Genomic DNA, 23,849 nt, shown 5'->3' on the forward strand with positions numbered 1-23,849 from the left:
TGTTCGCATGTCTCTCGCTCCGGATGCCGCGACGGCCCGCACCGCACCGCGAGAGACGACCTATCGCCCCGACCATCCGCTCGATCTCCTCCGCACGGTCGGCGTGCTGCGCCGCGGACCGTGGGATCCGACGATGGCCGTCGACGGAACCACTCTCTGGTGGGCGCATCGCACGCCCGACGGTATCGCGACCCTGGCGCTGCGCACCGTCGGCGCCGAGGTCCGCGCGACGGCCTGGGGTCCGGGCGCGGAGCACGCGCTGGGGCGGTTCCGGCGCTGTGCGGCGCCGACGACGACCCGAGCGGATTCGAGGCCGCCCGGCATCCGGTCGTCGCAGAACTCCACCGTCGGATGCCGGGGCTCCGCCTCGCCCGCACCGACCAGGTGTTCGACGCCTTGGCCGCCTCGGTGCTCGAGCAGAAGGTGACCTCGCTGCTGGCGTTCCGCGCCTGGCGACGGTTGGTGCACCGCTTCGGCGAGACCGCCCCCGGCCCGACCCCTCGCCCGATGCGGGCCGCGCCGGCACCGTCGGTCTGGGCGCGCATCCCCTCCTGGGCGTGGCACCAGGCCGGTGTCGAACCGCCGCAGTCACGTGCGATCGTCGCCGCTGCGGCCCGCGGCGAGCGCATCGAGCGGGCCGTGCTCGCCGACCGAGCCGATCCGGAGCGCATCCTCACGAGCCTGCCCGGCGTCGGCGTGTGGACGGCGGCCGAGACCCGCCTCCGCTCCCTCGGGGATCCGGATGCTGTAAGTCTGGGCGACTACCACCTCCCCCACGAGATCGGCTTCGCGCTGACCGGCGAGCGCACCGACGACGCGGGCATGCTCGAGCTGCTGGAGCCCTGGGCGGGGCACCGGCAGCGGGTGATCCGACTCATCGGCGCCGGTGGACCCCGGGAGAAGCGCCGCGGACCGCGGCTGGCGCCGATGGATCATCGCGCGCGCTGAGCGATCCCTCGGACTACACCCCGAGTCGCTCGACCTCGTCGATCCCGTCTTCCCGGAACCGCTCCGCGATCCGCGTCGCGACGTCCTCCACCGTGAGAGACGGCACAGTGTCGGAGAGCGCGCCGATCGTCGCGGTGTCGACATCCGCGTCGAGCGCGGCGGCCACGGCCTCGGTGACCGGCAGCAGCGCCTCCACCGGCTCCACCTGCACGACCGAGCTCACCAGCCATGCGCCACGCGAGACGCGCTGGGCCGTGCCGCTGATCTTGGCGACCCCGCCGCGGTTGACGCTGTGCGCACCAGGACAGTACTCTCCCGGCACCTCGCCGACGCGGGCGTCGATGCCGTAGGAGGCGAACACCTCGGCCAGCAGCTCCGCGTGCCGGTCGAAGCGCGCGTTCGGCCACTCCTGGCCCTCGGAGAAGCCGAACTCGTCGACGACCAGGCTGCCCTCGTGCAGCGGCGCGAACGTCCCGCCGACCGGGCGTACGGCGGCGAGGAACCCGAAGGAGTCGGCCGCCTCGACCGCCTCGTCGAATCGCGGCGAGCGCTCGTCGCGACGGCTGAAGGCGATCAGGCGCAGCGGTCGGGCCAGGCGCAGGATCCGGATGTCGCGGGCGCTCTCCCGCATCCGATCCATCGTCGGGGCGACATGGCCGAAAGGTTCCATGCCTCGACGATAGCGGGGACGCCGCGGCATCCGATGGTTAGGCTGGGGCATGAACGCGAAGCGTCGCAACCGCCTGATCTGGGTCGCCTCGACGGTCGTGCTGCTCGTCCTCGGCGTGGTGGTGGGCCTGATCCTGCAGAACCTCTGGCTCGGACTGCTGTTCGCGGCGCTCGTCTCGCTGGTCTGGCTGATCGGCGTGGAGTCGCGCAAGTCGGGCAACTCCGGTGTCAACGACGAGTCGCACGGCATCGAGCTCTGAGACCCGCCCCTCCTCCCTGTCACCAGGGCCGGGGACCGCGTCCGCTCCCGTCAGGACCCACGGCGCCGATCAGGTCCGACCATCTCTCGACGCCGCCGGCGCCGATCAGGTCGCCGCCCACGACGACCCAGTCCGCACCCGCGCGCTCGATCGCGGGCACGTCCCCGCGCGTGACGCCGCCGTCGACGCCGATCCGGCGATCCGGGGACTGCCTCCGCAGGAACCGGATCTTCTCGATCACCCCGCGGTCGAAGACGCTGCCCGCCTCGCCCGGCGTGACGGACATGCACAGGACCGCGACGTCTGCCGGCACCTCCTCCGGACGGGTCCGGGGCGACACCGCGACACCGGGAAGCCGCCCTCGACGGGCGATGCGGTCGATCGCCTCATGCCACCCCTCCGCCTCGAGATGCACGATCACGGTGTCGCAGAACTCCGCCCACTCGTCGACCCTGCCGCGCGGATCCGTCGCCATGATGTGCGCCTCGGCCTGAACCCCCGTCGCAGCCGTGATGCGCTCGGCCTCGGCGGGCGTGAACCCGCCCTCCGCGGCGAAGCGCCCGTCGGTCGTGTCCCAGTGCAGGCGTCGCAGCCCGCTCCTGGTCAGCTCCTGCGCGAGCGACTGCTGCTGCGCAGCCGGAACCGACCACAGTGATCCGGAGACCTCAAGCATCGTCCGTCGCAAAGATCGCCTCGGCCAGGACGTGATCGGCCACCAGCTCGGTGAGAAGGCCTGCCCTCGAGATCGCCAGGACGGCCTCCGCCTTCGACGCCCCCGCGGCGACGCACACGATCCGGGGGATCGCCAGCAGCTGGTCGAAGTGTATGTTGATGCAGCGGTCCTGGAAGTTCGGATCGACGGGCGTGCCGTCGGCCTTGAGCAGGATGCCGGCGATATCGGCGACATAGCCGCCGGACTCCGCGACCTCCAGCACGTCCGGCGGCATCGCCTCCCGGATCTGCGTGTCGCGCGGATTCCACGCGCCGATCGACAGGAGGGCGGTCGTCACGGCGGGGAAGAGATCGATCGCGGCCCGGATGTCGGGGTGGGAGCGCAGACTGGCTGCGACATCGCGGTCCTCGACGAACAGCGGGGCGAAGATCGGGTAGACCTTGCCGCCCGAGGTGCGCGAGGCCTGGCGGGCGACCTCGATCGGCGACGAGGCGATGTCGTTGGAGACCACGCCGGTCAGCTGCACGATGGACACCGGCGGCAGATATTCCAGCTGGCTCGCGGTGGCGGTCAGCGTGCGCCCCCACGCGACCCCCAGCACCTCGTCGGGCACGAGCGTCTCGGACAGCAGCGAGGCGGCGGCGTATCCGACCTGCGTGCGCACGTTGTCGTCGTCGCCGTGCGAGCGGATGACCTCGCAGCGCCGCAGTCCCAGTCGCTCGCCCAGGCGGGTCGCGAGCACGGGGTCGGGGAGCCCGCCGTCGTGGATGCCGATCGTCACGATGCCCTCCTCGCGTGCCCGCGTGAGGAGGCGCGCCACCTTGAAACGGGAGATCTCGAACATCTCGGCGATCTCGACGCGGGAACGGTCCTCCAGGTAGTGCGCTCGGGCGACAGCCGCGGTCAGACCGCGTTCCGAATCCAACTCACGGTTGAGGGCGCTCATTCGAGCGCTTGTATCACGATCAAGTGACATTTGAGCTGCTTCCTCAGGTTTTCGTTCACGGCTATCTATGCTCAAATGTACCTTGCGAAGTCACATTTGAGCGAACTTTCGCAGAGTCCACCGCATGAGACCAGACAAAGGAGTGGGTGTGCCCGTCAACGACGACATCCTGAGGGTGGCGCACGAGCGCATCGCCGCAGCGGCGGCGGCGGTCGACGCGGTGTCCGAGTCGATCGACGACACCTTCGTCGGCATCGCATCGCTCATCCTGGGATGTCGCGGCAAGCTCTTCATCGGCGGCTCGGGCACCTCCGGGACCGTCGCGCGCCGCATGGCGCACATCCTCTCCGTCACGGGCACGCCCTCGATCGCCTTCTCGCCGATGGACAGCCTCCACGGCGCATCCGGGCGGTCACCGCACACGATGTCGTCCTGCTCATCTCGAAGGGCGGCGCCTCGGACGAGGTGATCCTCTCCGCACAGATCGCCCGGCGCCGGGGAGCGAAGACGATCGCCCTGACCGCCAGCCACGAATCGCCCCTCGCCCAGGCCTGCGACCTCAGCGCCCGCGTGGCCGTCGCCCCCGGGCGGAGATCGGCGGGATCGTGGCCACCGGGATCACCCTCGCCCAGGCCGCCTGGGGCGACGCCCTGGCCGAGGTGCTCATGCGCGGACGCGGATACACCTGGGAGGAGTTCATGACGACGCATCCTGCCGGCGCCGTAGGCCGGCTCTCCGACATGCCCGCCGACCCGCAGCCCCTGCCCTTCCCCGAGACTCAGGAGGAGGCACGATGACAGAGGTCGTCATCGGCGTCGACAGCTCGACCCAGTCCTGCACGGTCGAGGTCCGCGAGATCTCCCACGGGAGGCTCCTGTCCACGGCACGTGCGCCGCATCCGGCCACCTTCCCGCCCGTGAGCGAACAGCATCCCGACACCTGGTGGGAAGCCCTGATCACCGCCGTTCGCGAAGCCACGGACGGTCTCGACGCCCGAGTGGTCGGTCTCAGCGTCGGAGCCCAGTGCCACGGCCTGGTCGCCCTGGATGAGAACGGTCGCGTCATCCGCCCCGCCAAGCTGTGGAACGACACGACGTCGGCCGGTCAGGCGACCGAGATGGTCGAGCGCAGAGGCGAGGCGTGGTGGGCGTCCCAGATCGGCATCGTCCCCTCCGCGGCGATCACGATCTCCAAGCTCGCCTGGCTGCGCGACGAGGACCCGAGTCCTTCGGCCGCATCCGGCACATCCTGCTCCCCACGACTGGCTGACCTACCGCCTCACCGGCCGGCTGGTCACCGACAGGTCCGACGCCTCGGGCACCGGCTACTTCTCCGCCGACACCGTCACCTGGCGCACCGACATCCTCGACGAGTTCGTCGCCGAACGCGACTGGGAGGCGATGCTACCGCGCGTCCTCGCGCCCGATGAGGGCGCCGGCCGGCTCACCGAAGAGGCCGCTGCGGCCTGGGCCTCCCGGTGGGGGCGCTCGTCGGCGCCGGTGGCGGAGACCAGCATCTGGCGGCGCAGGGCATCGGGCTCGCCGAAGGCGACATCGCCTACAGCCTGGGCACATCCGGGGTCGTGTTCGCCAGCACCACCGCTCCGGTGGTCGACCCCTCCGGCGGAGTCGACGGCGTCGCGAACACCACGGGCGGGTACCTGCCGCTCGTGTGCACGCTGAACTCGACGAAGGTCACGGACACCGTCGCGCAACTGCTCGGCGTGGACCACGCAGAGCTCACCCGGCTCGCGCTGACGGCTCCCGTCGACCCGACGCGCCCCGTCCTGGCCGCCTACCTGGACGGCGAGCGCTCCCCCCGGCGCCCCTGGGCATCGGGCATGCTCGCCGGCCTGACGACCGCGACCAGCCGTGAGCAGCTCGCACTGGCCGCCTTCGAGGGCGTCGTGCTCGGCCTCGTCCGCGGCGAGCGGCTGCTGCAGGAGCGCGGCATCCGGATCACCGGGCGCACGATCCTCATCGGCGGGGGCGCCCGCTCGGAGGCCTACCGGCAGCTCATCGCCGACTTCACCGGGCGCACGGCGCACACCGTCGATGCGCCGGAGGCGACCGCCCGTGGCGCGGCGATCCAAGCGGCCGCGGTCGTGCGCGACGAGAGCGTCACAGCCGTCACCGAGCGGTGGCGGCCTGCGATCACCTCGACCATCGAACCGCGCAGCGACCGCAACGACATCTGGCAGCGCTACCTGCGCCTGGCCGACCTGCAAGCCGACGGGGGGTACTTCTGATGCTCTACCTCGACAGCGCGGACCGCACGCAGCTGGAACCGCTCCTGCGCACCGGCGTCTTCGCCGGCGTCACGACCAACCCGCTCATCCTGCAGCGCGCGGGCCTCGCCGCCGCCGACCTCCCCTCTCTGCACACCTGGCTCGGCGAGCGTGGAGCGGGCACCTTCTTCGCTCAAGCGACCGGAGCAAGCGCCGATGAGCTGCGCGCCTCCTCACGGGCGATCGCCGGGCTCGGCGACGATGTGGTCGTGAAGCTGCCCGCCACCTCGGCCGGGCTCACCGTCGCGCGCGAGCTCGTCGACTCCGGATGCCGTGTGCTCGTGACCGCGGTGTACCACCCGACGCAGATCCTGACCGCCGCGGCCGTCGGTGCGCAATGGATCGCCCCTACGTCGGACGAGCAACCGAAAGCGGCCGCGACGGGCTAGCGCTGGTGCGCACCATGGCGCGGATGCACACCTCGACGCGAATCCTCGCGGCGAGTCTGCGAAGCATCGATCAGGTGGCCGAGATCGCCGCCGCCGGAGCCGTCGATCTGACCCTCTCCTCACCTCTGGCCTACGCGCTCCTCGAAGACGAACTCACACTGGCCGCAGCCGAGGAGTTCGACCGGATCGACGCCGAACAGCGTGCAATGAAAGGAATACGTGCATGAGGACCCTCCCCAAACGATGATCGCCAGCGTGCTGCGCGGAACACGCGACCTCACCCTCGAGGAGCGAGCGGTGCCGACACCGGCATCGGATGAAGTCCTCATCCAGGTGCACAGCGTCGGCGTCTGCGGCTCGGATGTCCACTATTACGAGCACGGCCGCATCGGCCCCTATATCGTCGAGTCTCCGATGATCCTCGGGCACGAGGCCAGCGGCCGTATCGTGGCGGTCGGCAAGGATGTCGACCCCGCCAGGGTCGGTCAGCGCGTCGCGATCGAACCCCAGCGCCCCTGCCGTAAGTGCGACTTCTGCCGCTCCGGCGCCTACAACCTCTGCCCCGAGATGGAGTTCTACGCGACTCCGCCGATCGACGGCGCCTTCGCCGAGTACGTCATCATCCAAGACGATTTCGCCTATGAGATCCCCGATTCGATCAGCGACCACGCCGCGGCGCTGATGGAACCCCTGTCGGTCGGCATCGCCGCCGCGCAGAAGGGTGGAGTCAAGGTCGGAGACACCGTGCTGATCGCCGGGGCGGACCCATCGGACTGATCACCGCGCAGGTCGCGAAGGCCTTCGGCGCCGCCGATGTGATCATCGCCGATATCGACCCCGCCCGTCGCAGCCTCGCCGCCGAGTACGGCATGCGCACGGTCGATCCTCTCTCCGAGTCGACCGAAAGCCTCCAGGCGCACGTCTTCGTCGACGCCTCCGGCGCGACGGCGGCGATCACCAATGGAATCCGGTCCACCCGCGCCGGCGGTACGGTCGTTCTGGTCGGCAGCGCCGATGAGTTCCCCTCTCGGTCCCGAGGTCGCGATGCGCGAACTCAACGTGACCGGTACGTTCCGCTACACCGGCACCTGGCCGATCGCACGCACGCTGCTCGAGTCGGGAGCCGTCGAGCTGGACTCTCTGGTGACCCACGTCTACGGCATCGAGCAGGTCGAGCAGGCGCTGACCGGCGAGGGCACGGACGGGTCGCTCAAACGCATCGTTCTGCCCGGTGTGCGGGTGGTGGAAGAGCCGTCGGTGGGGAGCGCGAGATGACGCAGAATCTACTGTCTGTCCAGGGCGTTTCGAAGTCTTTCCCTGGTGTCAAGGCACTCGATGACGTCTCCTTCGAGGTGCGTCCCGGTACAGTGCACGCGCTGTGCGGCGAGAACGGCGCGGGCAAGTCCACCCTCATGAAGATCATCAACGGCATCTATCAGCCCGATGCCGGCACGATCCGCGTGAACGGTGAGGCGGTGCGCATCCGCAATCCCATCGAGGCCCGCGCACAGGGCATCGCGATGATCTCACAAGAGCTGAACTACGTCCCCGACATGACGATCGCCGAGAGCTTCTTCCTCGGGCGGCTGCCCATGCGGTTCGGCAAGATCGACTGGCGTCACATCCGCCGGGAGGCGCGCCGAATCCTGAAAGAAGAGGGCTGGATTTCTCCATCCACCGGCGGCTGGGGACGCTGACCGTCTCGGAGATCCAGACGCTGGAGATCGCCCGGGCCGCATATCACAGCGCCGACGTTCTGATTATGGATGAGCCGACCTCGGCGATCGCGCACAAAGAGGTCGAATCCCTTTTCGCGAAGATCCGTTCCCTGCGAGCTGCGGGCAAGTCGATCATCTACATCTCGCACAAGATGGACGAGGTCTTTGAACTGGCCGACGACATCTCCGTGCTCCGCGACGGCACCGTCGTCAGCTCCCAGCCGGCATCGGCGCTCACGGCGGGCAGGTGATCGCGCAGATGGTGGGGCGCGACCTGGACCACCAGTCCTTCCCCAAAGAGCGCATCGAGATCGGTGAGACGGTGTTCAAGGCCACAGGCCTATCCAGCGAGCACATGTTCGAGAACATCGATCTGGAGATCCGCGCCGGAGAGATCGTAGGACTGGCGGGCCTGATCGGTGCCGGACGCAGCGAGGTGATCCGGGCGATCTTCGGCCTCGACAAGCTCGACAGCGGTCAGATCGAGGTCGACACCCAGGCGATCAAGATCAAGAACCCCACTCAGGCGATCCGCGCCGGCATCGCGATGCTTTCGGAGGACCGCCGGCTCGTGGGAATCATCCCCCAGCTGAGCATCATGAAGAACGCGACCCTGGCGAGCCTGAAGAAGGTCATTCGCGGCGGGTTCACCCGTCACCGCGAAGAAGAGCGGCTCGCCGAAGAGTACTTCACGAAGATGAACGTCAAGGCGCCGAATCTGAAGACACGCATCGCCAACCTCAGCGGCGGCAACCAGCAGAAGGTGCTGCTGGCGCGGTGGCTCATCGCCGATCCCAAGGTGATGCTGCTCGACGAGCCCACGCGAGGCATCGACGTGGGCGCGAAGTTCGAGATCTACAAGATCATGACCGAGCTGGCCCGGCAGGGCCGCGGCATCCTCATGATCTCCTCCGAGCTTCCTGAGCTGATCGGGATGTGCGATCGCATCTACGTGATGTCGGCGGGGCGCCTGACCGCCGAACTGAACCCGAGCAGTTCTCTCAGGAAACAATCCTCAAATACGCCATGAACGAAATCGAGGTGGCATGACCATGCTGGCCAAACTCAAGACCTTCGAAGCGAGCCGGTACTCGATCTTCATCATCCTGCTTGTGGTGATCGTCGCGGCGAGTCTTCTGAGCCCCAACTTCCTCAGCGGTGACAACATCTTCAACGTCCTCCGACAGGTCGCGGTGATCACAATCCTCGCCTACGGGGCAATGACGCTGATCATCGGCGGCATGATCGACCTGTCCGCGGGGCGGTCATGGCCTTCGCCGGCGTCGTGGCGGTGATGGTCTACAAATCCACCGGGAACATGCTTCTCGCCCTCCTTGGAGCGATCGCCATCGGAGTGCTCTGCAACCTGGTCAACGCCTTCATGGTGGCGACGCTGCGCACTCCGGCATTCATCGTGACGCTGGGAATGATGCTCATCGCCCGCGGCGCCGTGCTCGAACTCACCCAGGGGCAGAACATCCTGCAGCTGGGCGACTTCATCCTGATCGGCCAGGGCAATCTCGGATGGCTGCCCATTCCCGTCCTGATCCTGATCATCGTGACCATCGTCGTCTGGTACCTCATGAACCAGACCCGCTATGGCCGGGCCGTGTACGCGGTCGGCGGCAATGAAGAGGCCGCCCGGGCGGCCGGAATCGCGGTCGAGCGCGTCAAGTACCAGGCGTTCCTCGTCAACGGTGTCCTCGTCGGCATCGCCGGTGCGATCTTCATGTCGCGTGTCAACGCGGGCCTGCCCAACGCCGGGATCGGATACGAACTGCAGGCGATCACCGCTCCCATCATCGGTGGCACGAGCTTCTCCGGCGGCGTCGGAACTGTCATGGGCACGCTGGCCGGCGCGCTGATCGTCGGGGTGCTCGGCAACATCATGAACCTGATCGGCATCGGCTCCTACATCCAGCAGATCGTGATGGGTTCCATCATCGTCGTCGCCGTGGCCTACGACGTCTTCAGCAAGCGCGGCAAGGCGAAGACCACGATCCTCAAGTCCGACGCGAAGGGAGCAACGATCGCCGCCGGCGGCAGAGCGTCATCGCCGCCCCAGGAGGCGCGAAACCCTCAGCTTGATCGAACAAACCTGACCACTATCCCTGCAACACCGAAAACACACGAGGAGAGCACAATGAAGACTCTTACCCGCAGGATCATCGCACTCGGCGCCGCCGCAGTGACGGCGATCAGCCTGGCCGGCTGTGCGGTCACGACCGGCAACCCCACGACCGGGGCAACGGCGGCGAGCCCGAAGAGAAGGATGAGTACCGCGTCGCGTACATCGCGCGTGCGCAGGCCGACTCCTTCGCCGCGTGGCTCGCGAACGAGATGAGGGCGGAGGCCGAGAACTACGCCGACATCACCCTGGAGGTGTTCGACGGCCAGGCCGATGACGAGGTCGAGAACCGGATGATCGAGAACGCGATCGCCAACCGCTTCGACGCCATCATCGTCCAGGCCAACAACGCCGATGCACAGCTGCCCTACATCCAGCAGTCGATCGACGCCGGCATCGTCACGATCACCACGAACCCGCGCGTGGAGGGCCTCAACGGCGGCAGCTCCGTCGACGCCGACCCTATGCGCAGGGCGCCGTGGTCGCGGAGCTCGCTCTCGACCTGATCCCGGAGGGGCGAACGTCGTCGTCCTCAACGGCCCGGCCGGAAACTTCCACAGCACGGCCCGTCGTGACGCCTGGCAGAAGGAGTTCTTCGACGTGCGCTCTGACGTGACCATCGTCGCCGAGGACATCGCCAACTGGAACAAGGACGAAGCGCTCACCCTCATGGAGGACTGGTCGCTGGCCAACTCCGACATCGATGCGATCATCTCGATGAACGACAATATGGCCACCGGTGCACTCGAGGCGGTCAAGGGCAAGTCCGGCTTCGACGGCATCCTCGCCTTCGGTGTCGACGGGACGCCCGAAGCGGCCCTCCTCATCGCCGACGGCGGGATGACGGCCACGTCGTTGCAGAACGCCCGCGAGCTCGCGCAGCTGAACCTCAAGGCCGTGCACGACCTGCTCACCGGCGCGCAGTCCGAGGTGCACGTGGACGTGGGCAACCCGCTCATCACCCGGGACAACGCACAGGAGTACATCGACCTGTACAAGGAAGCCGGTCTGATCGACCAGTGACCGAGCCGATGATGCGGGCGGCCTGCACAGGCCGCCCCGCATCATCACGGCAGGAGCGGAGAGATGATCGAGCTGAGCGAGATCCAGGCGCGCACGCGCCTGCAGACCCTGGCACGGCCGAGGAAGGCCCGACCCTTCCTGCTGGGCATCGTCGGAGCGCCGGGCTCGGGCAAATCCACCTTCGCAGACAGCCTGGGTGCGCCGGTGCTTCCCATGGACGGCTACCACTTGGCCGACGAGCTGCTGGACGCCCTCGACCGCCGCGACCGCAAAGGCGCTCCGGACACCTTCGACGTCGCCGGTCTCTCCGCCGCGCTCCGGCGTCTCCGCGCCGGTGAGGACATCGTCGTCCCCCGCTTCGACCGGGGCCTGGAGGCGGCGATCGCCGGCGCGATCCCCCTCCCCTCGTCTGCTCCCTCGTCATCGTCGAAGGCAACTACCTCCTGTCCGACGCCGGAGGCTGGGAACAGATCGGCGCGCAGCTCGACGAGGTCTGGTATCTCGACCTCCCCGATGCCCTGCGCCGCACCCGTCTCATCGAACGCCATCGCCGGCATGGTCGCACCCGCGACGAGGCGATCCGCTGGGTGACCGAGGTCGACGAACCCAACGCCAGACTCATCGCGTCGACACGCGTGCGTGCCGACGCCGCCATCACGTTCCCCCGATCTAAGGAGTACTTCATGTCCGTTCTGGATGCCTTCGCCCTCACCGACCGCGTCGCACTCGTCACCGGCGCCACTCGCGGGCTCGGCCGGGCCTTCGCCGTCGCCCTGGCCGAGGCCGGCGCCGACGTCGTGATTCACGGCCGCGATGCTGACGCCGCATCCGCCGTGAAGACGGAGATCGAGTCACTCGGGCGTCGCGCGTGGGTCGTGCTGGGAGATCTGACCGAGCCGGGCGCAGCGGATCGGGTGGCCGCGGACGCCGTCGGCCGGGCCGGCCGCATCGACGTGCTGATCAACAACGCCGGCGCCTGCATCCATCGCCCCGCTCTCGAAGTGACCGATGACGAGTGGTCGCACGTCTTCGAGACCAACGTCACGGCGCTGTGGCGCATGTCGCGGGCGGTCGGGCGCACATGGTCGAACGCGGAAACGGCAGCATCGTCAACATCGGCTCCATCTCGGGCATGATCGTCAACCGACCGCAGATGCAACCGGCCTACAACGCCTCGAAAGCGGCCGTCCACCAGCTGACGAAGTCGCTGGCCGCCGAGTGGGCGCCGCGGGCGTGCGCGTCAACGCGGTGGCTCCCGGGTACATCAAGACGGACATGTCGCCGGTGGACGAACCCCGGTTCCACCGCTACTGGATCGAGGATGCGCCGCAGGAGCGCTATGCGACTCCCGACGAGGTGAGCCCTTCCGTGGTCTTCCTCGCCTCGGAGGCCGCGAGCTTCATGTCCGGCACCGTGCTCGTCGTCGACGGCGGCTACACATTGTTCTGATCGGTGTCGCTCCGCCACGAACTCGGGAGAGAATGGGACATGTCTCGTGCTGCCCCTCCGGTGACGATCGGCATCGACACCGGGAGCACGAACGTCAAGGTCCTCGCGCTCGACGAGAAGGGCGAGATCCGCGGCCGGCTGAGCTTTCCGACACCGCGCACGGCGAACCGGGAGATCGATCCCGAGGCGTTGCACCTCGCCGTCGAGCAGGCGGTGCTCGAGGTCGCGCGCGGCCGATTCCAGGTCTCGGCGATAGCCAGCGCCGGCATGGGCGAGGACGGCTACGTCGCAGATCGGGATCTGCACGCACGCGGCGCGGCGATGGCGTGGTTCGACCCGCGGCGCGCCGGCGCGATGGAGATGACGGGGAGCTCTCGGATCCCGACGACGAGGGGACGCGGCGGTCGATCTCGACCCGGCGCGCACGGTCTCGGCCTGGGCGCTGCTGCGCATGGAGCACCCGGAGCAGCTGGACGGGACACCGTCTGGATCAGCGTCGCGGACTCCCCGCTCGTGCGCTGGACCGGGGCGGCGTTCCTCAGCGACAGCCTCGCCGCACGCACGGCGGCGTGGCGCCCGCGTCAGCGCTCCTGGATCAGCTCCCGGGTGGACGCCACCCTGGGTCGGTGGATGCGCTCCCGCCCGTCGTGACGGCCGGGACCATCGTCGGCGAGCTCCGCTCCCCCGCCCTGCGCGAGGTGCTCGCGCCCGGGCCGTGGCGGTCGCCGGCGGGCACGATCATGTCGTCGCGGCATCCGCCGTCGGGCGCGCCCTTCCGCGGACCGTCGTCGACTCGATGGGGACGGCGGAGGTCGTCGTCGTCCAGCTCGACGGCTTCCCCGCGCGCCGCCCCGCCGGCGTCGATCTCTCCCCGGGCATCGAGCACAGCGGCGCGGCGCTCTTCGTCGTGCACGAGCTCGCGCGGAACGTCGACTGGATCCGCCGCACGCGTCCGGATGCCGCATCCGCCATCGACACGCTCCTTGAGCATCCCACCGCGCGGCCCCTGCCGACTCGGCCGGTGTTCGAGTTCGGGGAGTCCGGAGGGCGGGAGCCCCGCTGGCTGCCGGAGGCGCACGATCTGGATCCGGAGGACCTCGCCTTCCGCGCGCTCGTGGACTGCGCGCGCGTCGGTGCGGCCTCCATCACACGGCTGCGCGCGCTGGACGACCGGGAACCGACTCCGATCCATGCCGTGGGAGGGTGGACGCGCTCGCGCGGCTGGCTCGCGCTGAAGTCCGCCGTACTGGGAGAGCCGATCCTCGCGCTCGACGAGACCGAGGCGACCGCTGTGGGCGTCGCGCTCATCGCGGGCGACGCGCTCGGCTGGCACCAGGACGCCGGCCGAGCACTCGGGTCGGGTGACGCCCCGCGGGCGCACGCGCAGGACGACGCTCACCGGTGGTAAACGGCGAACTTTCCCGAGGGTCCGTCGACGACGGTGACGGGGGTGCGGAAGACCCGGGTGAGGACGTCGTCGCGGATGATGTCCTCCGGCGTCCCGTGAACGGCGACCCTGCCCTCGTCCATCGCGATGATGTAGTCGCTGTACGCGGCGGCGAAGTTGATGTCGTGCAGCACGATGACGATCGTCCTGCCCAGTTCGTCGGCGGCCTTGCGAAGCTGCTGCATCATCTGCACGGAGTGCTGCGCGTCGAGGTTGTTGAGAGGCTCGTCGAGCAGGAGGTAGTCGGTGTCCTGCGCGAGGACCATGGCGACGTAGGCGCGCTGGCGCTGTCCGCCGGAGAGCTGGTCGAGGAACCTCTGTTCCAGGCTGGCCAGGTTCAGGAAGTCGATCGCCTCGGAGATCTTGTCCTCGTCGAGCTGCGTCAACCGGCCTCCGCTGTACGGGTACCGGCCGAAGCCGACGAGCTGGCGCACCGTCAGACGGGTGACGAAGTGGTTCTCCTGCCGCAGGATCGACACGGTCCTGGCGACGTGCTTCGAGGGCGTCTGGTGCACGTCGACCCCGCCGATCTCCACGGTGCCCTCATCGGGGCGAGGAGCCTGCCCATCATGGTGAGGACGGTCGACTTCCCGGCCCGTTGGGCCCGACCAGCGCGACGATGCCGCCCGCGGGCAGTTCGAGGGAGACGGGCCCGATCGCCACGTCGCTGTTGTAGCGCTTGACGACGTTCGACAGACGGATCATAGGCGTCCCCTTCTGAGGATGACGAACAGGAAGACGAGGCCCCGATGAGCTCCACGATGATGGTGACCGTGTCGACCATGGGCAGCACGTGCCGCAGGAGGAAGTAGGCGCCGCCCAGGATCGTGTAGCCGAGGAGCCAGGCGACCGGAGGATCCGGCGGTGATCGTAGGTGTCGGTCACCGCGTACGCGAGCGTCGCGATGAGGAAGCCGAGGAAGGTCATCGGCCCCACCAGGGAGGTGCTCATCGCCATGAGCACCGAGACCAGGGTGAGCATGAGCATGACCTGCCGCTTGTGCCCGAGGCCCAGGTTGGTGCTGATGTCGCTGCCGAGGGCGATGACGTTGAGCCGATGCGAGAGCATCCAGATGGTCGCTCCGGCGACGGCGCACACGGGGATCACGAACCACAGGAAGTCGGTCTCGGCGTTGCCGACGTTGCCGAAGAGCCGGGCGCGGAGCACGTCGAACTCATTGGGGTCCAGCATCCGCTGCATGAAGGTCGACAGCGCCCCGAGCCCGGTGCCGATGATGATGCCGACCAGCAGCATGATGTGCAGACTCCCGAGGCGACCCGACAGCAGCCAGGAGTAGAGCAGCACGGCGAAGAGCACCATCACCGCCGCCTGAAGCAGGAACTGGCCGAAGTCGCTCACCACCAGCAGACCCGTCGCGCCGAAGAAGAAGACGATCGCGGTCTGGATGAGCACGTACAGCGATTCGAAGCCCATGATCGACGGCGTGATGATCCGGTTGTTCGTCGCCGTCTGGAACGTCACGGTGGCGAAGGCCTGGCAGAACGTGACGAGGGCGATGACGATGAGCGATGCCGTGCGCATGTTCGAGATGCGCCACCAGCGTTCGCTGAAGATCGCGTAGGGGTTGTTCCACGACATGATCAGCACCGTGATCGCTGCGGCCGCGACGATCAGCGCGGCCAGGACCATCAGATAGCGCCGTCGGTGGGCATGGCTCGTGTAAGGGCCGACGCGGCGATCGGATGCCGGGACGAGGGTCTCAGCGGACACCGGACCTCCTCGTGCGCAGCAGGAGGAAGACGAAGACGACCGACCCGACGACGCCGAGCACGAGTGAGATCGGAACCTCGAACGGCATGATCACCGTGCGTCCGATGAGGTCGCAGATCGTGACCACCCAGATCCCGGTCAGGAACACCCAGGGGATGTTCGAGCGAAGGTCGTCGCCGCGGAAGAGGGAGACGAGGTTCGGCACGATGAGCCCGAGGAAGGGCAGTGCGCCGATGACGACGGTCACGACGCCGGTGACGACGGCGACGAGGGCGACACCCAGCATCACGACGCGTTCGTAGTTGAGCCCGACGTTGGTGGCGATCTCCTTGCCGAGTCCGGCGACGGTGAAACGATCGGCGATCACCACGACGACGATCGCCGCGATCGCGACGATCCAGAGCAGCTCGTAGCGACCGACCTCGACGCCCGTGAAGCGCCCGGCGAACCAGCTGCCGAGGGTCTGCAGGAGGTTCGTCTGGATCGCGATGAACGTCGAGATCGCGCTGATGACGGCGCCGAACATGATGCCCACGATCGGCACGATGAGGGAGGACTTGAGCTGCACACGGCGGAGGAAGGTGAAGAAGATCAGCGTGCCGATGAAGCCGAACACGATCGCGACGGTCATCCGGGTGAACACGCCCGGGTCGGGGAGCAACACATAGGTCAGCAGCAGGCCGAGACCTGCCCACTCGGTCGTCCCCACGGTGGTGGGTTCGACGAACCGGTTCTGCGTCATCAGCTGCATGACCAGCCCCGCCATCGCCATGCTGGCGCCGGCGAGCACGAGGGCGGAGGTGCGCGGGATGCGGGTGATCCAGGTGAACTCGTGCCCGCGCCCTTCGGTGTCGGTGATGTCGGCGACGCCGGTGAACACCGAGACCGCCAGCAGGGCGATCGTCAGGGCGATGGCCACCAGCAACGGCCAGGTCCTCTGCCAGTGGGACTTCGGTACCGCGCGATGCGCGCGCGACGCGAGTGCGTTGACGTTCGTGACGCGCGGCATCGGAGGCGCCTGTGTTGTCGTGGGGTGCATGTCGAAAGGGGCGGACGTCGTCGCCACGGCCTCGCACCGTGGCGACGACGTCGCCGATCAGAGCATCAGAGGGCGGTGAACGCCGCGGCGAGCTCTTCCAGCACGGTCGTGTAGACGAGGATGTCCTCGGTCAGGTAGAAGTCGCCGGGCATCACGTAGATGGCCTGGTTCTGCACGGCGGGGACGGGCGCGAGCGATGCGGATCCGTTGATCAGCTCGAGCGCCGGGGTGACCTCCTGGTCGGCGGCGAAGGCGGCGTCGCGGTCGAGCACGAGGAAGAAGTCGGCATCCGCCTCGGCGATCGCCTCGATCGAGATGTCGTCGCCCTGGTGGTTCGAGGAGCCCTCGGCCTCCAGCGCGGGGGTGAGCCCGACCAGTTCGAAGAAGATGCTCGATCCGCGGCCGTCGGTGGGCGAGGAGTAGCGGATCTCGTTGCCGCTGGTGACCAGGCCCATGACCGTCACCTCAGGGTCGTATGCGGCCTTGGCATCGTCGACGGCGGAGTGGAAAGCGTCGATCGCGGCCTGCGCCTCGTCCTCCTTGCCGAAGATCTCCCCAGGAGGGTCACGCTCTCCACGAGGTAGGCGTCGACGGTGAGCTCGTCGTTCGTCATGTCGACGAAGGCGGCGTCGGGCGCCGCGCCCTGCATGTCCTCGGCGTGGCTGCTGTAGCGGTAGCCGTTGATGATGAGGTCGGGGTCGGCCTCGACGACCTTCTCGAAGTCGGGCTCACCGTGGGTGCCGAGGTCGAGGATGGACTCGTCGCCGGCCAGCGGGTTGTTGTCGCTCATGAGCGCGCGCGGCGCGGCGGACAGCTCGATGCCCCAGTCGGCGACCAGTTGGAAGAGCCGGTTGTCGGTGACGATAATGCTGTCGGCGCTGGAGATGGTCACCTCGTTGCCGGCCATGTCGGTGACGGTGAGCGGGAAGCGGTTCTCGCCCTCCGTCTGCGTGGGAGCGCCGTCGACCGGAGTCGCCGCCGGGGCTGCCGCGCACGCCGAGAGTGCGAGCGCACCGGCGAAGACAAGGGAAGCTGCGGCGAGAAGCCGTCTCGAAGTCATGGATATCTCCTGGTTCTGCATGGGTGAGTTCTGGCTCAATGTAGGTTAGGCAACCCTAAGCCGTTAAGAACGGTAGTGGACAGAGCAGGACTTTGTCGAATCTCGTTCGCGTGCGCCTCGAGGGTGTCGTCAAGGGGTACGGGAAGCGCGGCGAGACCGCGTACCCCGCTCCGCACTGTGCGGCGCCCCCGACGAGGTGAAAACTCCCTGAGCGACTTGCCACCGCCCTTGCGAGTGTCGGATGCCGCGCGCAGACTGAACCGTGCATCGGGGCCGCGCCGAGGCATCCATCTGATCTGGAGGAGCCACTGCTATGAACCTCAATCCCTACCTCTCCTTTCGCGACACCGCCCGCGAGGCACTCGAGTTCTACCGGAGCGTCTTCAGCGGCGAGCTGGAGATCGACAGGTTCGGCTCGTATCCCGAGATGGGACATGACCCGAGAGAGAACGATCTGGTCATGCACGGCCAGCTCACGACCCCGATGGGCTCGTACTCATGGCATCGGATACGCCCTCGGGTATGGAGTACCGGGAACCGCAGGGGTTCTCCATCTCGTACAGCGGCGACGACACGGACGCGGTGCGTGCGGCCTGGGAGAAGCTCGCCGATGGAGGCACTGTCACGATGCCCCTGGACACCCGCCATGGGGTGGACTGTTCGGCATGCTGACCGACCGCTTTGGCATCGACTGGATGCTGGCCACGAACGCTTCAGAGGGCTGAGGCGCCCAACGCGCGCGACGCAGAAACCATGGCCGCGGCGGCCCCTCGCCACGGCGCAGGCTCACCGAGTGCGCTACGTCCACGACCGCGGTGGCGGGCGTATTCTGGGGTATGGCCCACGCGTTGAGCGATCCCGTCGGAGGAACCGTCGTCGCCGTCGTCGGTGACGCGGCCGCGGAAGCGCTCGAGCACTTCGAAGGGCTTCCGGGTGTCGAGGCGCTCGCGCTCCGTGACAGCGAGCCCGCGCTGGCAACGCGGCGCATCGCGGTCGCTGCATCTCCGTGGATCGTCCACGACGCAGATCCCCTTGAGCATGTGGCCGCCGCCTGGATCGAGCTCTACGAGGAACGAGCCACGCTCGGCACGCTGGAGGTCGAGGTCGAGACGACGCTGGAGGCGTTCCGCACCGGCGAGGCGATCATGCCCGACTACTACATCGTGCTCGACCCCGACAGCACGGATCGCGGAGACGCCCTCGAGGTGGCGGGCGATCTCGGCCGGAGGCGCCGCGCGTTCGAGCGCCGCGCTCAGACCGCCGAGCAGGTGCGCGATCATCGAGTGGTCCTGCTCGAGCGCGCGGATCACCGGCGCCAGCTCCGGGTGCCGCGCGGCAAGGGCGGGGAACAGCGTGCGATCCTCGCCGCGATGGTGCTCATCGAGCGCCACGCAGAATCCGTGACAGTACAGCAGGAGCTCGCGCGTGGCCGCGTCGCCTCCGAGGCCGGAAGCGACGGCCTCCTGCGCCACCGCAAGCGCCTTTCGCAACCGCGCGTGCACGCGGCGCAGTTCGTCCGCCCAGGCGATGAGCCTTCTCGTCTCGCGCTCAGTCACGAGAGAACGAAGGGTTCGGCGAAGTCATCCGCCGTCTCCTTCCGTCTGGCGCCTCCATGCCTGACACAGTCTGCCACCGGCACGCGACGCTGCACCGAGATTGGCATTCGCGCTCGCGTGGAAACTCGGATGCCGCCCACGGCAGCGAGGCGGACAACCTCCTCTCCACAGCGCACCCGCAGAACGAGTTGTCCCCGGCTCGTGGTATCGAGCGCTCGCGTGGTCCTCCTTCTTCGAGAGCGCTTGGCATGCTCGAGTGACTCGACGACAATGAAAGGGTGAGCATCGTGAACGACGCACAGATCTGGGCCATGATCGGCACGTTCGCCGCGCTCATGGTCGGCATGCTCACGCTCGTGTCGACGGTGTTCATCCGTGTGGTGCGAACCGAGATCGGCGGCCTGCGCGGCGAGGTGCGTGCCGAGATCGGCGGCTTGCGCGGTGAGATGAACGCACGCTTCGATGCTGTCGATGCACGCTTCCAGGTGCTCAACGTGCGTATGGACAACCTTGACCGCGATGTGCAGGCGCTCGTGAAGCGCACCTCCGGGCTCGACCGCGAGTAGACCGCGGCCCTCGAACGGCTAGAGCTTGCCGCTCGGCTCGAGACTCTGCGCATTCTGGTCGTCTCGCTGGACCACGGCATCCGATTGCTCGACCACCTCGAGCGCGGTGTCCAGCGCGGTGTCCGACTCGAGGATGCGACTGTGCCCGAATCCGGCGGTCTCGACGAGCGCCACCTGTCGAGGGTGCCGGGCCGCCAACCGTCGGCTCTCGTCGATGGCCGCAAGCCGGTCTTCCCGGTCGTGCACCACGGTGATACGCAGCTCGCGCGGAAGCTCCCGTGCAAGCAGGTCGTACCGTGCGTAGATGTTGATTCCGACCCGCCTCATCCGCGCGGTGACCCATGCCTCGTGCCAGAGTCGGGCACGCTCGCCCAGGCCCACTCTCTGCGCGAAGGCCTCGTTGAGATAGCGGAATCGGACGATCGGCGCGATCGCGACGATGCGGTCGGTGACGCGGCTCTCGGATGCCGCGGCGACGGCAGGCATCACCCCCGCCGAATGCGCGACTATCGCATGGAGACCACCGGGCTCGCGGCGGGCGAGCTCATCGATCACGGCATGGAACTCCCCGACATGCGTGCGCCGCCCGGGCGAATCACCCATCGCGGGTGCGTCGAAGGCGATGACCCGGAAGCCGGCGAAGCGGAGCTCGCGCACCAGGGCGGCGAACTGCGATGAGCGGCCCTGCCATCCGTGGACCAGGAGGACGGCGCGCGGTCCGCTCCCCCATTCGTAGACGATGACATGGCGTCGGCCGACGGAGACGAATCTGCGCCGAGCCTGGAGATCCGTCGCGTGTTCTCGCGGGTGCACGCGACGCCTCCGGCCGACGCGGGAGAAGAGCGGATAGGTCGCCGCCGCGGCGACGAGCGGGGTCACGCGGTCGAGGGCGCGGATCGCTCCGCGCAGGGCGGTGTACGGGGTGGACATGCGTGCGCCTCCAAACAATACGGACGGTCGTCCTTATATCTATACGCACGATCGTACTGATACTCTGTCGACATGACAACCACCGTCGACGGTCGACGCGCACGAGGCGATCGTTCGCGCCACGCAGTGCTGGAGGTCGCGACACAGCTGGCCTCGACGGAAGGCCTCACGGGCGTCTCCATCGCCCAGCTCGCCACCGAGACCGGGGCGAGCAAGAGCGGCGTCGCCGCCCTCTTCGGCTCGAAGGAGCAGCTGCAGCTCGCCGTCGTGGCGGAGGCGCAGCGGGTGTTCACCGACACCGTCGTGGTCCCCGCACGCGCGCAGCCCCGCGGCATCCGACGACTCGTCGCGCTGATCCGCACGTGGACCGATTACTCCTCGGGGCGCACCTTCGCCGGCGGATGCTTCTTCCTCGCCGTCAGCGCGGAGTTCGCGGCGCGCCCCGGCCCCGTGCGCGATGCGATCGCCGAGGCCATGGAGCTGTGGCGCTCCTATCTTGCGATCGCCGCCACCCATGCCATGGCGGAGGGCGCGCTCCCCGATCTCGACGACGCCGACCAGCTCGTCTTCGAACTGGAGTCGCTGCTCTCGCACGCGAACGCCCAGTCGGTGCTGCGCGGCGGCGAGGAGCCCTACCGGCGCGCGGAGCAGGCGATCCGCGAGCGGCTGCTCGCGCTCGGAGCGGATGCCGCGGTTCTCGACGAACTTCTGGCGTGACGCGTCGACTTCGCGCACGATAGGCAGAGAGATCGCACACCAAGAGGCAGAGGAGAACAGCACGGTCAGTTTCCGCACGACGCTGTGGGCGTCCGGCGGCAACAACGTCGGCATCGTCGTGCCCGAGGAGGTCGTGCTCGGCTTCGACCGCGGCAAGCGCGTGCCGGTCGTCGTCACGATCGACGGCGACTACCGCTACCGGAACACCATCGCCTCGAGACTCGTGCGCGGCGCGTGCAGAAGGTGCTCGACGCGCTGCGCACCGGCTGACCGCGGCATCCGCTTCCGCGACGGCACTTCCGACCGCCGCCGGTCGGTCGTATCGTGGGCGTCAGGAGGTGGTGCACATGCGAGCGAATGTGGGCGACCGCGTCGTGACCCACGGGCGAACGGTGGGAGCGGCCGAGCGGACCGGTGAGGTCATCGAGATCCGCGGCACCGAGGAGCATCCGCTGCTGGTGGTTCGCTACGACGACGGGCACGAGGTGATCCTCTCCCCCGGCGGCGACACCGAGATCCGGCACGTCGACTGAACACCGACGAGTGGTCGGATGCCGCGGCGATCACTCGGCGAACGGTACGACCGGGTCGGCGTCCAGCGCACGCAGCTGGCGGACCAGTGCCACAGAGCGGTACGAGGCATCGAGCAGCTCCTCCAGGAGCGCCCAGTCACCGGCATCCGTCTCGACGCCGATCGCCAGCCACCCGTACGCGCCTTCGTAGGGCGGGACGAAGACGTCGTCACGCTGCAGGAGCGCCTCGCGCTCGACCGGATCGGGGATGAACAGCACGGCGCCGCGATCCCCCACGCCGACGATCGCGAACTGGCGCTTGCCGGCACGGAAGGTCACCCGCCCGTGGGAGATCACCTCGGCGGCCTCGGGGTAGCGCATGCACAGCGCGCGGACCCGTTCGACCAGCGGGTGATCCGGAGGGAACATCATCGGATGCGGAGCAGCGGTCATCTGATCACCTCCCGTCGAGCCACTCGTCGATGAGCTCGAAGCGGATGGGCGTGCCGTCGAAGGCGTCGACACCGACGTGGAACTGGTGGCCGTGCGCGCCGTGGTCGTGAGCGTGCGTGTGCCCGTGGATGAGCGGGAGGCCGTGATCCGGTGGCCGGTGCGAGGCGTGCCGCTCGGCGCCCTGCGTGTCGCCGAAGTACGGGTAGTGGGAGGCCAGGAGTCGCCGTCCGCGGCGCGTGCCCTGGACGATCTCGGGCAGGATCGTCCAGCCCGCCTGTTCGTACAGCGGCGTGAACTGCTCGATCGCGCGCTGACTCTGCGTCGCCGGGGAGACGCGGTCGTGGTTGCCCGGCACGAGGTACCGTCTGCCGTGCAGCTGAGCGGTGAAGGCGAGGGACTGCTGGATCGGACCGAGCGCGAGGTCGCCGAGGTGCAGGACGACGTCGCCCGGGGCGACGGTGTCGTTCCATCGCTGCAGGAGCGCGGCATCCATCTCCTCCACACTCGAGAAGGGTCGTCCGGCGAGCTCGCTGATGCGCGCGTGCCCGAAGTGCGTGTCAGAGGTCACGACGTCGACGGAGTCGAAGTCGAAACGGGGGTAGTCGCTCACGGTCTCATGCTTCCGGCCGGAGTACGCCCAGGCCTTCCGCCTCCGCGGCCTCGGCGAGCCGACGGTCGTAGGTCGCCACGGCACTCGCCTCTGCGGTGAGCGCCGTGGCGAGATGCACAGCGTCCAGAGTCCCGAGATTCCTGTACGGGAAACGGCCTGCAAGCTGCAGGATGCCTTCGGTGACCCGCAACACCCGGAAGGGCCGGATCACGGGCTCGATCAGCGAGGAGTCGATGTCGAGCCGAACGATGAGCCGGCGCAGCTCCGTCATCGCGAGCGTCGAGATCGCGAACTCCTCACCGGCATTGCTGGACGCGGCGAGTGCGTCTCGCAACGACGATGACTCCGCCTCCTCGACCAGCAGTTTCGCGAGTGCGGATGTGTCGACGAGGATCACCTGTCGCCACGCAGTTCCGCGAGGATCGACTCGGTCGACTCGGTCGAGCTGATGCCCCGGGGGAACACCATCCGCTGAGTTCCCTCGCGAAGCGCGAGCTCATCGGCGACGCTCCGCCCGATCGGGGCAAGCACAGCGATGGGCGTACCCCTGCTCGTGACGCGAAACTGAGCGCCCCGCTGCACCTGACGCATGATCTCGCCGGACTCGTTCCGAAGCTCTCGCTGGCTGATCGTCCTCATCTCCTTATCGTAGCACTTATGTAGCACACCATTGAGGGAACACCTCCGACACGGCTCACCATAGCGATGTGTTCCGACAGCGCCGTCGCACCGGCCTAC

The 23,849-nt window shown here is 68.3% G+C and carries 37 protein-coding genes and 8 pseudogenes; 31 read left to right on the plus strand and 14 right to left on the minus strand.

Annotated elements, in window-relative coordinates:
• Positions 1-7 precede the first annotated feature (7 nt).
• On the plus strand, positions 8-427 hold the full coding sequence (locus KAE78_RS18315) for a hypothetical protein (protein ID WP_317451849.1): 420 nt from the start codon (positions 8-10) through the stop codon (positions 425-427).
• Entirely contained in the window at positions 352-948 is a 597-nt protein-coding gene (locus KAE78_RS18320) for a hypothetical protein (protein WP_317451850.1), read from the plus strand. Before KAE78_RS18315 ends, KAE78_RS18320 begins: the two co-directional genes overlap by 76 nt.
• A 13-nt stretch (positions 949-961) precedes the next feature.
• On the opposite strand, the gene KAE78_RS03575 is transcribed toward KAE78_RS18320, so the two are convergent.
• The gene (locus tag KAE78_RS03575) at positions 962-1,618 is read right to left on the minus strand and encodes a lipoyl protein ligase domain-containing protein (protein WP_223171833.1); all 657 of its coding nucleotides are present in this window, start codon (positions 1,616-1,618) and stop codon (positions 962-964) included.
• 49 nt (positions 1,619-1,667) lie between these two features.
• Here KAE78_RS03575 and KAE78_RS03580 point away from each other — a divergent pair, with 49 nt between their 5' ends.
• Positions 1,668-1,877, plus strand: coding sequence for a hypothetical protein (locus tag KAE78_RS03580; protein WP_223171834.1), 210 nt, complete (start codon positions 1,668-1,670; stop codon positions 1,875-1,877).
• 19 nt (positions 1,878-1,896) lie between these two features.
• Here KAE78_RS03580 and KAE78_RS03585 read toward each other — a convergent pair whose 3' ends face one another.
• Both KAE78_RS03585 and KAE78_RS03590 read right to left on the minus strand, forming a co-directional pair.
• A complete protein-coding gene (locus KAE78_RS03585; RefSeq protein WP_223171835.1) occupies positions 1,897-2,550 on the minus strand; it encodes a hypothetical protein in 654 nt (217 codons plus the stop codon).
• Positions 2,543-3,496: a sugar-binding transcriptional regulator gene (locus tag KAE78_RS03590; protein ID WP_223171836.1), complete on the minus strand. Its 954-nt coding sequence runs from the start codon at positions 3,494-3,496 to the stop codon at positions 2,543-2,545. The genes KAE78_RS03585 and KAE78_RS03590 overlap by 8 nt, the downstream gene beginning before the upstream one ends.
• Before the next feature lie 148 nt (positions 3,497-3,644).
• On the opposite strand from KAE78_RS03590, the gene KAE78_RS03595 reads away from it, so the two are divergent.
• The 23 genes and pseudogenes from KAE78_RS03595 to KAE78_RS03680 all read left to right on the plus strand — a co-directional run bounded on the left by KAE78_RS03595 (position 3,645) and on the right by KAE78_RS03680 (position 13,898).
• The gene (locus KAE78_RS03595) at positions 3,645-3,965 is read left to right on the plus strand and encodes a hypothetical protein (RefSeq protein ID WP_223172534.1); all 321 of its coding nucleotides are present in this window, start codon (positions 3,645-3,647) and stop codon (positions 3,963-3,965) included.
• Positions 3,962-4,027 (plus strand): annotated as a pseudogene (locus KAE78_RS19350) (hypothetical protein); the annotation flags it as partial. The gene KAE78_RS03595 and the pseudogene KAE78_RS19350, both read left to right, overlap by 4 nt.
• A gap of 74 nt (positions 4,028-4,101) precedes the next feature.
• Positions 4,102-4,293, plus strand: coding sequence for a hypothetical protein (locus KAE78_RS03605; protein ID WP_223172535.1), 192 nt, complete (start codon positions 4,102-4,104; stop codon positions 4,291-4,293).
• Positions 4,290-4,709 (plus strand): annotated as a pseudogene (locus tag KAE78_RS03610) (FGGY family carbohydrate kinase); the annotation flags it as partial. The gene KAE78_RS03605 and the pseudogene KAE78_RS03610, both read left to right, overlap by 4 nt.
• 76 nt (positions 4,710-4,785) lie before the next feature.
• Positions 4,786-4,905: pseudogene (locus KAE78_RS19355) on the plus strand (hypothetical protein); the annotation flags it as partial.
• A gap of 68 nt (positions 4,906-4,973) precedes the next feature.
• On the plus strand, positions 4,974-5,744 hold the full coding sequence (locus KAE78_RS03615; protein ID WP_223171837.1) for an FGGY-family carbohydrate kinase: 771 nt from the start codon (positions 4,974-4,976) through the stop codon (positions 5,742-5,744).
• Complete coding sequence (locus tag KAE78_RS03620; RefSeq protein WP_223171839.1) at positions 5,744-6,172, plus strand: transaldolase family protein; 429 nt, start codon at positions 5,744-5,746, stop codon at positions 6,170-6,172. Before KAE78_RS03615 ends, KAE78_RS03620 begins: the two co-directional genes overlap by 1 nt.
• Before the next feature lie 74 nt (positions 6,173-6,246).
• Positions 6,247-6,399 carry a hypothetical protein gene (locus KAE78_RS03625; protein ID WP_223171841.1) on the plus strand — a complete coding sequence of 51 codons (153 nt, stop codon included), beginning with the start codon at positions 6,247-6,249 and terminating at the stop codon, positions 6,397-6,399.
• Positions 6,400-6,427: 28 nt separating this feature from the next.
• Entirely contained in the window at positions 6,428-6,949 is a 522-nt protein-coding gene (locus KAE78_RS18325) for an alcohol dehydrogenase catalytic domain-containing protein (protein ID WP_317451851.1), read from the plus strand.
• 38 nt (positions 6,950-6,987) lie between these two features.
• Positions 6,988-7,122: pseudogene (locus KAE78_RS18330) on the plus strand (NAD(P)-dependent alcohol dehydrogenase); the annotation flags it as partial.
• A 64-nt stretch (positions 7,123-7,186) separates the two neighbouring features.
• The gene (locus tag KAE78_RS18335; protein ID WP_317451934.1) at positions 7,187-7,447 is read left to right on the plus strand and encodes a hypothetical protein; all 261 of its coding nucleotides are present in this window, start codon (positions 7,187-7,189) and stop codon (positions 7,445-7,447) included.
• 77 nt (positions 7,448-7,524) lie between these two features.
• Positions 7,525-7,869 (plus strand): ATP-binding cassette domain-containing protein, encoded by a 345-nt coding sequence (locus KAE78_RS03635; RefSeq protein WP_262927741.1) that lies wholly within the window; start codon positions 7,525-7,527, stop codon positions 7,867-7,869.
• Positions 7,870-7,934: 65 nt separating this feature from the next.
• Positions 7,935-8,141 (plus strand): hypothetical protein, encoded by a 207-nt coding sequence (locus tag KAE78_RS03640; RefSeq protein ID WP_223171846.1) that lies wholly within the window; start codon positions 7,935-7,937, stop codon positions 8,139-8,141.
• Positions 8,138-8,920: an ATP-binding cassette domain-containing protein gene (locus tag KAE78_RS03645; RefSeq protein WP_223171847.1), complete on the plus strand. Its 783-nt coding sequence runs from the start codon at positions 8,138-8,140 to the stop codon at positions 8,918-8,920. Before KAE78_RS03640 ends, KAE78_RS03645 begins: the two co-directional genes overlap by 4 nt.
• A 16-nt stretch (positions 8,921-8,936) precedes the next feature.
• Positions 8,937-9,185: a hypothetical protein gene (locus tag KAE78_RS03650; protein ID WP_223171848.1), complete on the plus strand. Its 249-nt coding sequence runs from the start codon at positions 8,937-8,939 to the stop codon at positions 9,183-9,185.
• The gene (locus KAE78_RS03655; protein WP_223171849.1) at positions 9,158-10,234 is read left to right on the plus strand and encodes an ABC transporter permease; all 1,077 of its coding nucleotides are present in this window, start codon (positions 9,158-9,160) and stop codon (positions 10,232-10,234) included. Before KAE78_RS03650 ends, KAE78_RS03655 begins: the two co-directional genes overlap by 28 nt.
• Positions 10,231-10,524 (plus strand): substrate-binding domain-containing protein, encoded by a 294-nt coding sequence (locus tag KAE78_RS17265; RefSeq protein WP_262927742.1) that lies wholly within the window; start codon positions 10,231-10,233, stop codon positions 10,522-10,524. The genes KAE78_RS03655 and KAE78_RS17265 overlap by 4 nt, the downstream gene beginning before the upstream one ends.
• Before the next feature lie 64 nt (positions 10,525-10,588).
• Positions 10,589-11,041 (plus strand): annotated as a pseudogene (locus tag KAE78_RS17270) (sugar ABC transporter substrate-binding protein); the annotation flags it as partial.
• 63 nt (positions 11,042-11,104) lie between these two features.
• Positions 11,105-11,632: a hypothetical protein gene (locus KAE78_RS03665; protein ID WP_223171850.1), complete on the plus strand. Its 528-nt coding sequence runs from the start codon at positions 11,105-11,107 to the stop codon at positions 11,630-11,632.
• Between the two features lie 92 nt (positions 11,633-11,724).
• Positions 11,725-12,177 carry an SDR family NAD(P)-dependent oxidoreductase gene (locus tag KAE78_RS17275; RefSeq protein WP_411156013.1) on the plus strand — a complete coding sequence of 151 codons (453 nt, stop codon included), beginning with the start codon at positions 11,725-11,727 and terminating at the stop codon, positions 12,175-12,177.
• Positions 12,171-12,490, plus strand: a pseudogene (locus tag KAE78_RS17280) (SDR family oxidoreductase); the annotation flags it as partial. The gene KAE78_RS17275 and the pseudogene KAE78_RS17280, both read left to right, overlap by 7 nt.
• A 39-nt stretch (positions 12,491-12,529) precedes the next feature.
• Positions 12,530-13,141: an FGGY family carbohydrate kinase gene (locus tag KAE78_RS03675; protein WP_223171851.1), complete on the plus strand. Its 612-nt coding sequence runs from the start codon at positions 12,530-12,532 to the stop codon at positions 13,139-13,141.
• A gap of 64 nt (positions 13,142-13,205) precedes the next feature.
• Entirely contained in the window at positions 13,206-13,898 is a 693-nt protein-coding gene (locus KAE78_RS03680; RefSeq protein WP_223171853.1) for an FGGY-family carbohydrate kinase, read from the plus strand.
• On the opposite strand, the pseudogene KAE78_RS03685 reads toward KAE78_RS03680, so the two are convergent.
• From KAE78_RS03685 to KAE78_RS17290, 5 genes and pseudogenes are all read right to left on the minus strand, one after another.
• A pseudogene (locus KAE78_RS03685) lies at positions 13,886-14,642 on the minus strand (ABC transporter ATP-binding protein). The gene KAE78_RS03680 and the pseudogene KAE78_RS03685 sit on opposite strands and share 13 nt — an antisense overlap.
• A 207-nt stretch (positions 14,643-14,849) precedes the next feature.
• Positions 14,850-15,587, minus strand: a pseudogene (locus tag KAE78_RS03690) (iron chelate uptake ABC transporter family permease subunit); the annotation flags it as partial.
• Between the two features lie 70 nt (positions 15,588-15,657).
• The gene (locus KAE78_RS03695) at positions 15,658-16,677 is read right to left on the minus strand and encodes an iron chelate uptake ABC transporter family permease subunit (protein ID WP_223171855.1); all 1,020 of its coding nucleotides are present in this window, start codon (positions 16,675-16,677) and stop codon (positions 15,658-15,660) included.
• Positions 16,678-16,772: 95 nt separating this feature from the next.
• Positions 16,773-17,258, minus strand: a complete 486-nt coding sequence (locus KAE78_RS17285) for an ABC transporter substrate-binding protein (RefSeq protein WP_317451910.1) — start codon at positions 17,256-17,258, stop codon at positions 16,773-16,775.
• Positions 17,168-17,767, minus strand: coding sequence for an ABC transporter substrate-binding protein (locus tag KAE78_RS17290; protein WP_262927744.1), 600 nt, complete (start codon positions 17,765-17,767; stop codon positions 17,168-17,170). The genes KAE78_RS17285 and KAE78_RS17290 overlap by 91 nt, the downstream gene beginning before the upstream one ends.
• A gap of 498 nt (positions 17,768-18,265) precedes the next feature.
• Between KAE78_RS17290 and KAE78_RS19360 the strand changes: the two genes are divergently transcribed.
• A complete protein-coding gene (locus KAE78_RS19360) occupies positions 18,266-18,439 on the plus strand; it encodes a hypothetical protein (RefSeq protein WP_411155984.1) in 174 nt (57 codons plus the stop codon).
• Positions 18,440-18,480: 41 nt separating this feature from the next.
• On the opposite strand, the gene KAE78_RS03710 is transcribed toward KAE78_RS19360, so the two are convergent.
• Positions 18,481-19,323: a hemerythrin domain-containing protein gene (locus KAE78_RS03710; RefSeq protein ID WP_223171856.1), complete on the minus strand. Its 843-nt coding sequence runs from the start codon at positions 19,321-19,323 to the stop codon at positions 18,481-18,483.
• A 278-nt stretch (positions 19,324-19,601) separates the two neighbouring features.
• On the opposite strand from KAE78_RS03710, the gene KAE78_RS03715 reads away from it, so the two are divergent.
• A complete protein-coding gene (locus KAE78_RS03715) occupies positions 19,602-19,889 on the plus strand; it encodes a hypothetical protein (RefSeq protein WP_223171857.1) in 288 nt (95 codons plus the stop codon).
• 18 nt (positions 19,890-19,907) lie between these two features.
• Here KAE78_RS03715 and KAE78_RS03720 read toward each other — a convergent pair whose 3' ends face one another.
• Positions 19,908-20,819 carry an alpha/beta hydrolase gene (locus KAE78_RS03720; RefSeq protein WP_223171858.1) on the minus strand — a complete coding sequence of 304 codons (912 nt, stop codon included), beginning with the start codon at positions 20,817-20,819 and terminating at the stop codon, positions 19,908-19,910.
• A gap of 72 nt (positions 20,820-20,891) precedes the next feature.
• On the opposite strand from KAE78_RS03720, the gene KAE78_RS03725 reads away from it, so the two are divergent.
• Genes KAE78_RS03725 through KAE78_RS03735 form a run of 3 tightly spaced genes read left to right on the plus strand, consistent with a single transcriptional unit; the run spans position 20,892 to position 22,069 of the window.
• The gene (locus KAE78_RS03725) at positions 20,892-21,536 is read left to right on the plus strand and encodes a TetR/AcrR family transcriptional regulator (protein WP_223171859.1); all 645 of its coding nucleotides are present in this window, start codon (positions 20,892-20,894) and stop codon (positions 21,534-21,536) included.
• Entirely contained in the window at positions 21,505-21,954 is a 450-nt protein-coding gene (locus tag KAE78_RS03730; protein ID WP_223171861.1) for a DUF1905 domain-containing protein, read from the plus strand. The genes KAE78_RS03725 and KAE78_RS03730 overlap by 32 nt, the downstream gene beginning before the upstream one ends.
• The gene (locus tag KAE78_RS03735) at positions 21,929-22,069 is read left to right on the plus strand and encodes a DUF1918 domain-containing protein (RefSeq protein WP_317451852.1); all 141 of its coding nucleotides are present in this window, start codon (positions 21,929-21,931) and stop codon (positions 22,067-22,069) included. The genes KAE78_RS03730 and KAE78_RS03735 overlap by 26 nt, the downstream gene beginning before the upstream one ends.
• Positions 22,070-22,099: 30 nt before the next feature.
• Here the strand turns inward: KAE78_RS03735 and KAE78_RS03740 are convergent, their stop codons facing one another.
• From KAE78_RS03740 to KAE78_RS19365, 4 genes are read right to left on the minus strand one after another with little or no spacing between them, the layout of a single operon-like run.
• Entirely contained in the window at positions 22,100-22,501 is a 402-nt protein-coding gene (locus tag KAE78_RS03740; RefSeq protein ID WP_223171863.1) for an MmcQ/YjbR family DNA-binding protein, read from the minus strand.
• Between the two features lie 4 nt (positions 22,502-22,505).
• Positions 22,506-23,111 (minus strand): metallophosphoesterase family protein, encoded by a 606-nt coding sequence (locus KAE78_RS03745; protein WP_223171864.1) that lies wholly within the window; start codon positions 23,109-23,111, stop codon positions 22,506-22,508.
• A 4-nt stretch (positions 23,112-23,115) separates the two neighbouring features.
• On the minus strand, positions 23,116-23,508 hold the full coding sequence (locus tag KAE78_RS03750; protein ID WP_223171865.1) for a type II toxin-antitoxin system VapC family toxin: 393 nt from the start codon (positions 23,506-23,508) through the stop codon (positions 23,116-23,118).
• Entirely contained in the window at positions 23,505-23,750 is a 246-nt protein-coding gene (locus KAE78_RS19365) for a type II toxin-antitoxin system Phd/YefM family antitoxin (RefSeq protein WP_223171866.1), read from the minus strand. Before KAE78_RS19365 ends, KAE78_RS03750 begins: the two co-directional genes overlap by 4 nt.
• Positions 23,751-23,849 lie beyond the last annotated feature (99 nt).

The organism is Microbacterium sp. NIBRBAC000506063 (assembly GCF_017968845.1).
In the GTDB taxonomy this organism is placed as follows: Bacteria; Actinomycetota; Actinomycetes; order Actinomycetales; family Microbacteriaceae; genus Microbacterium.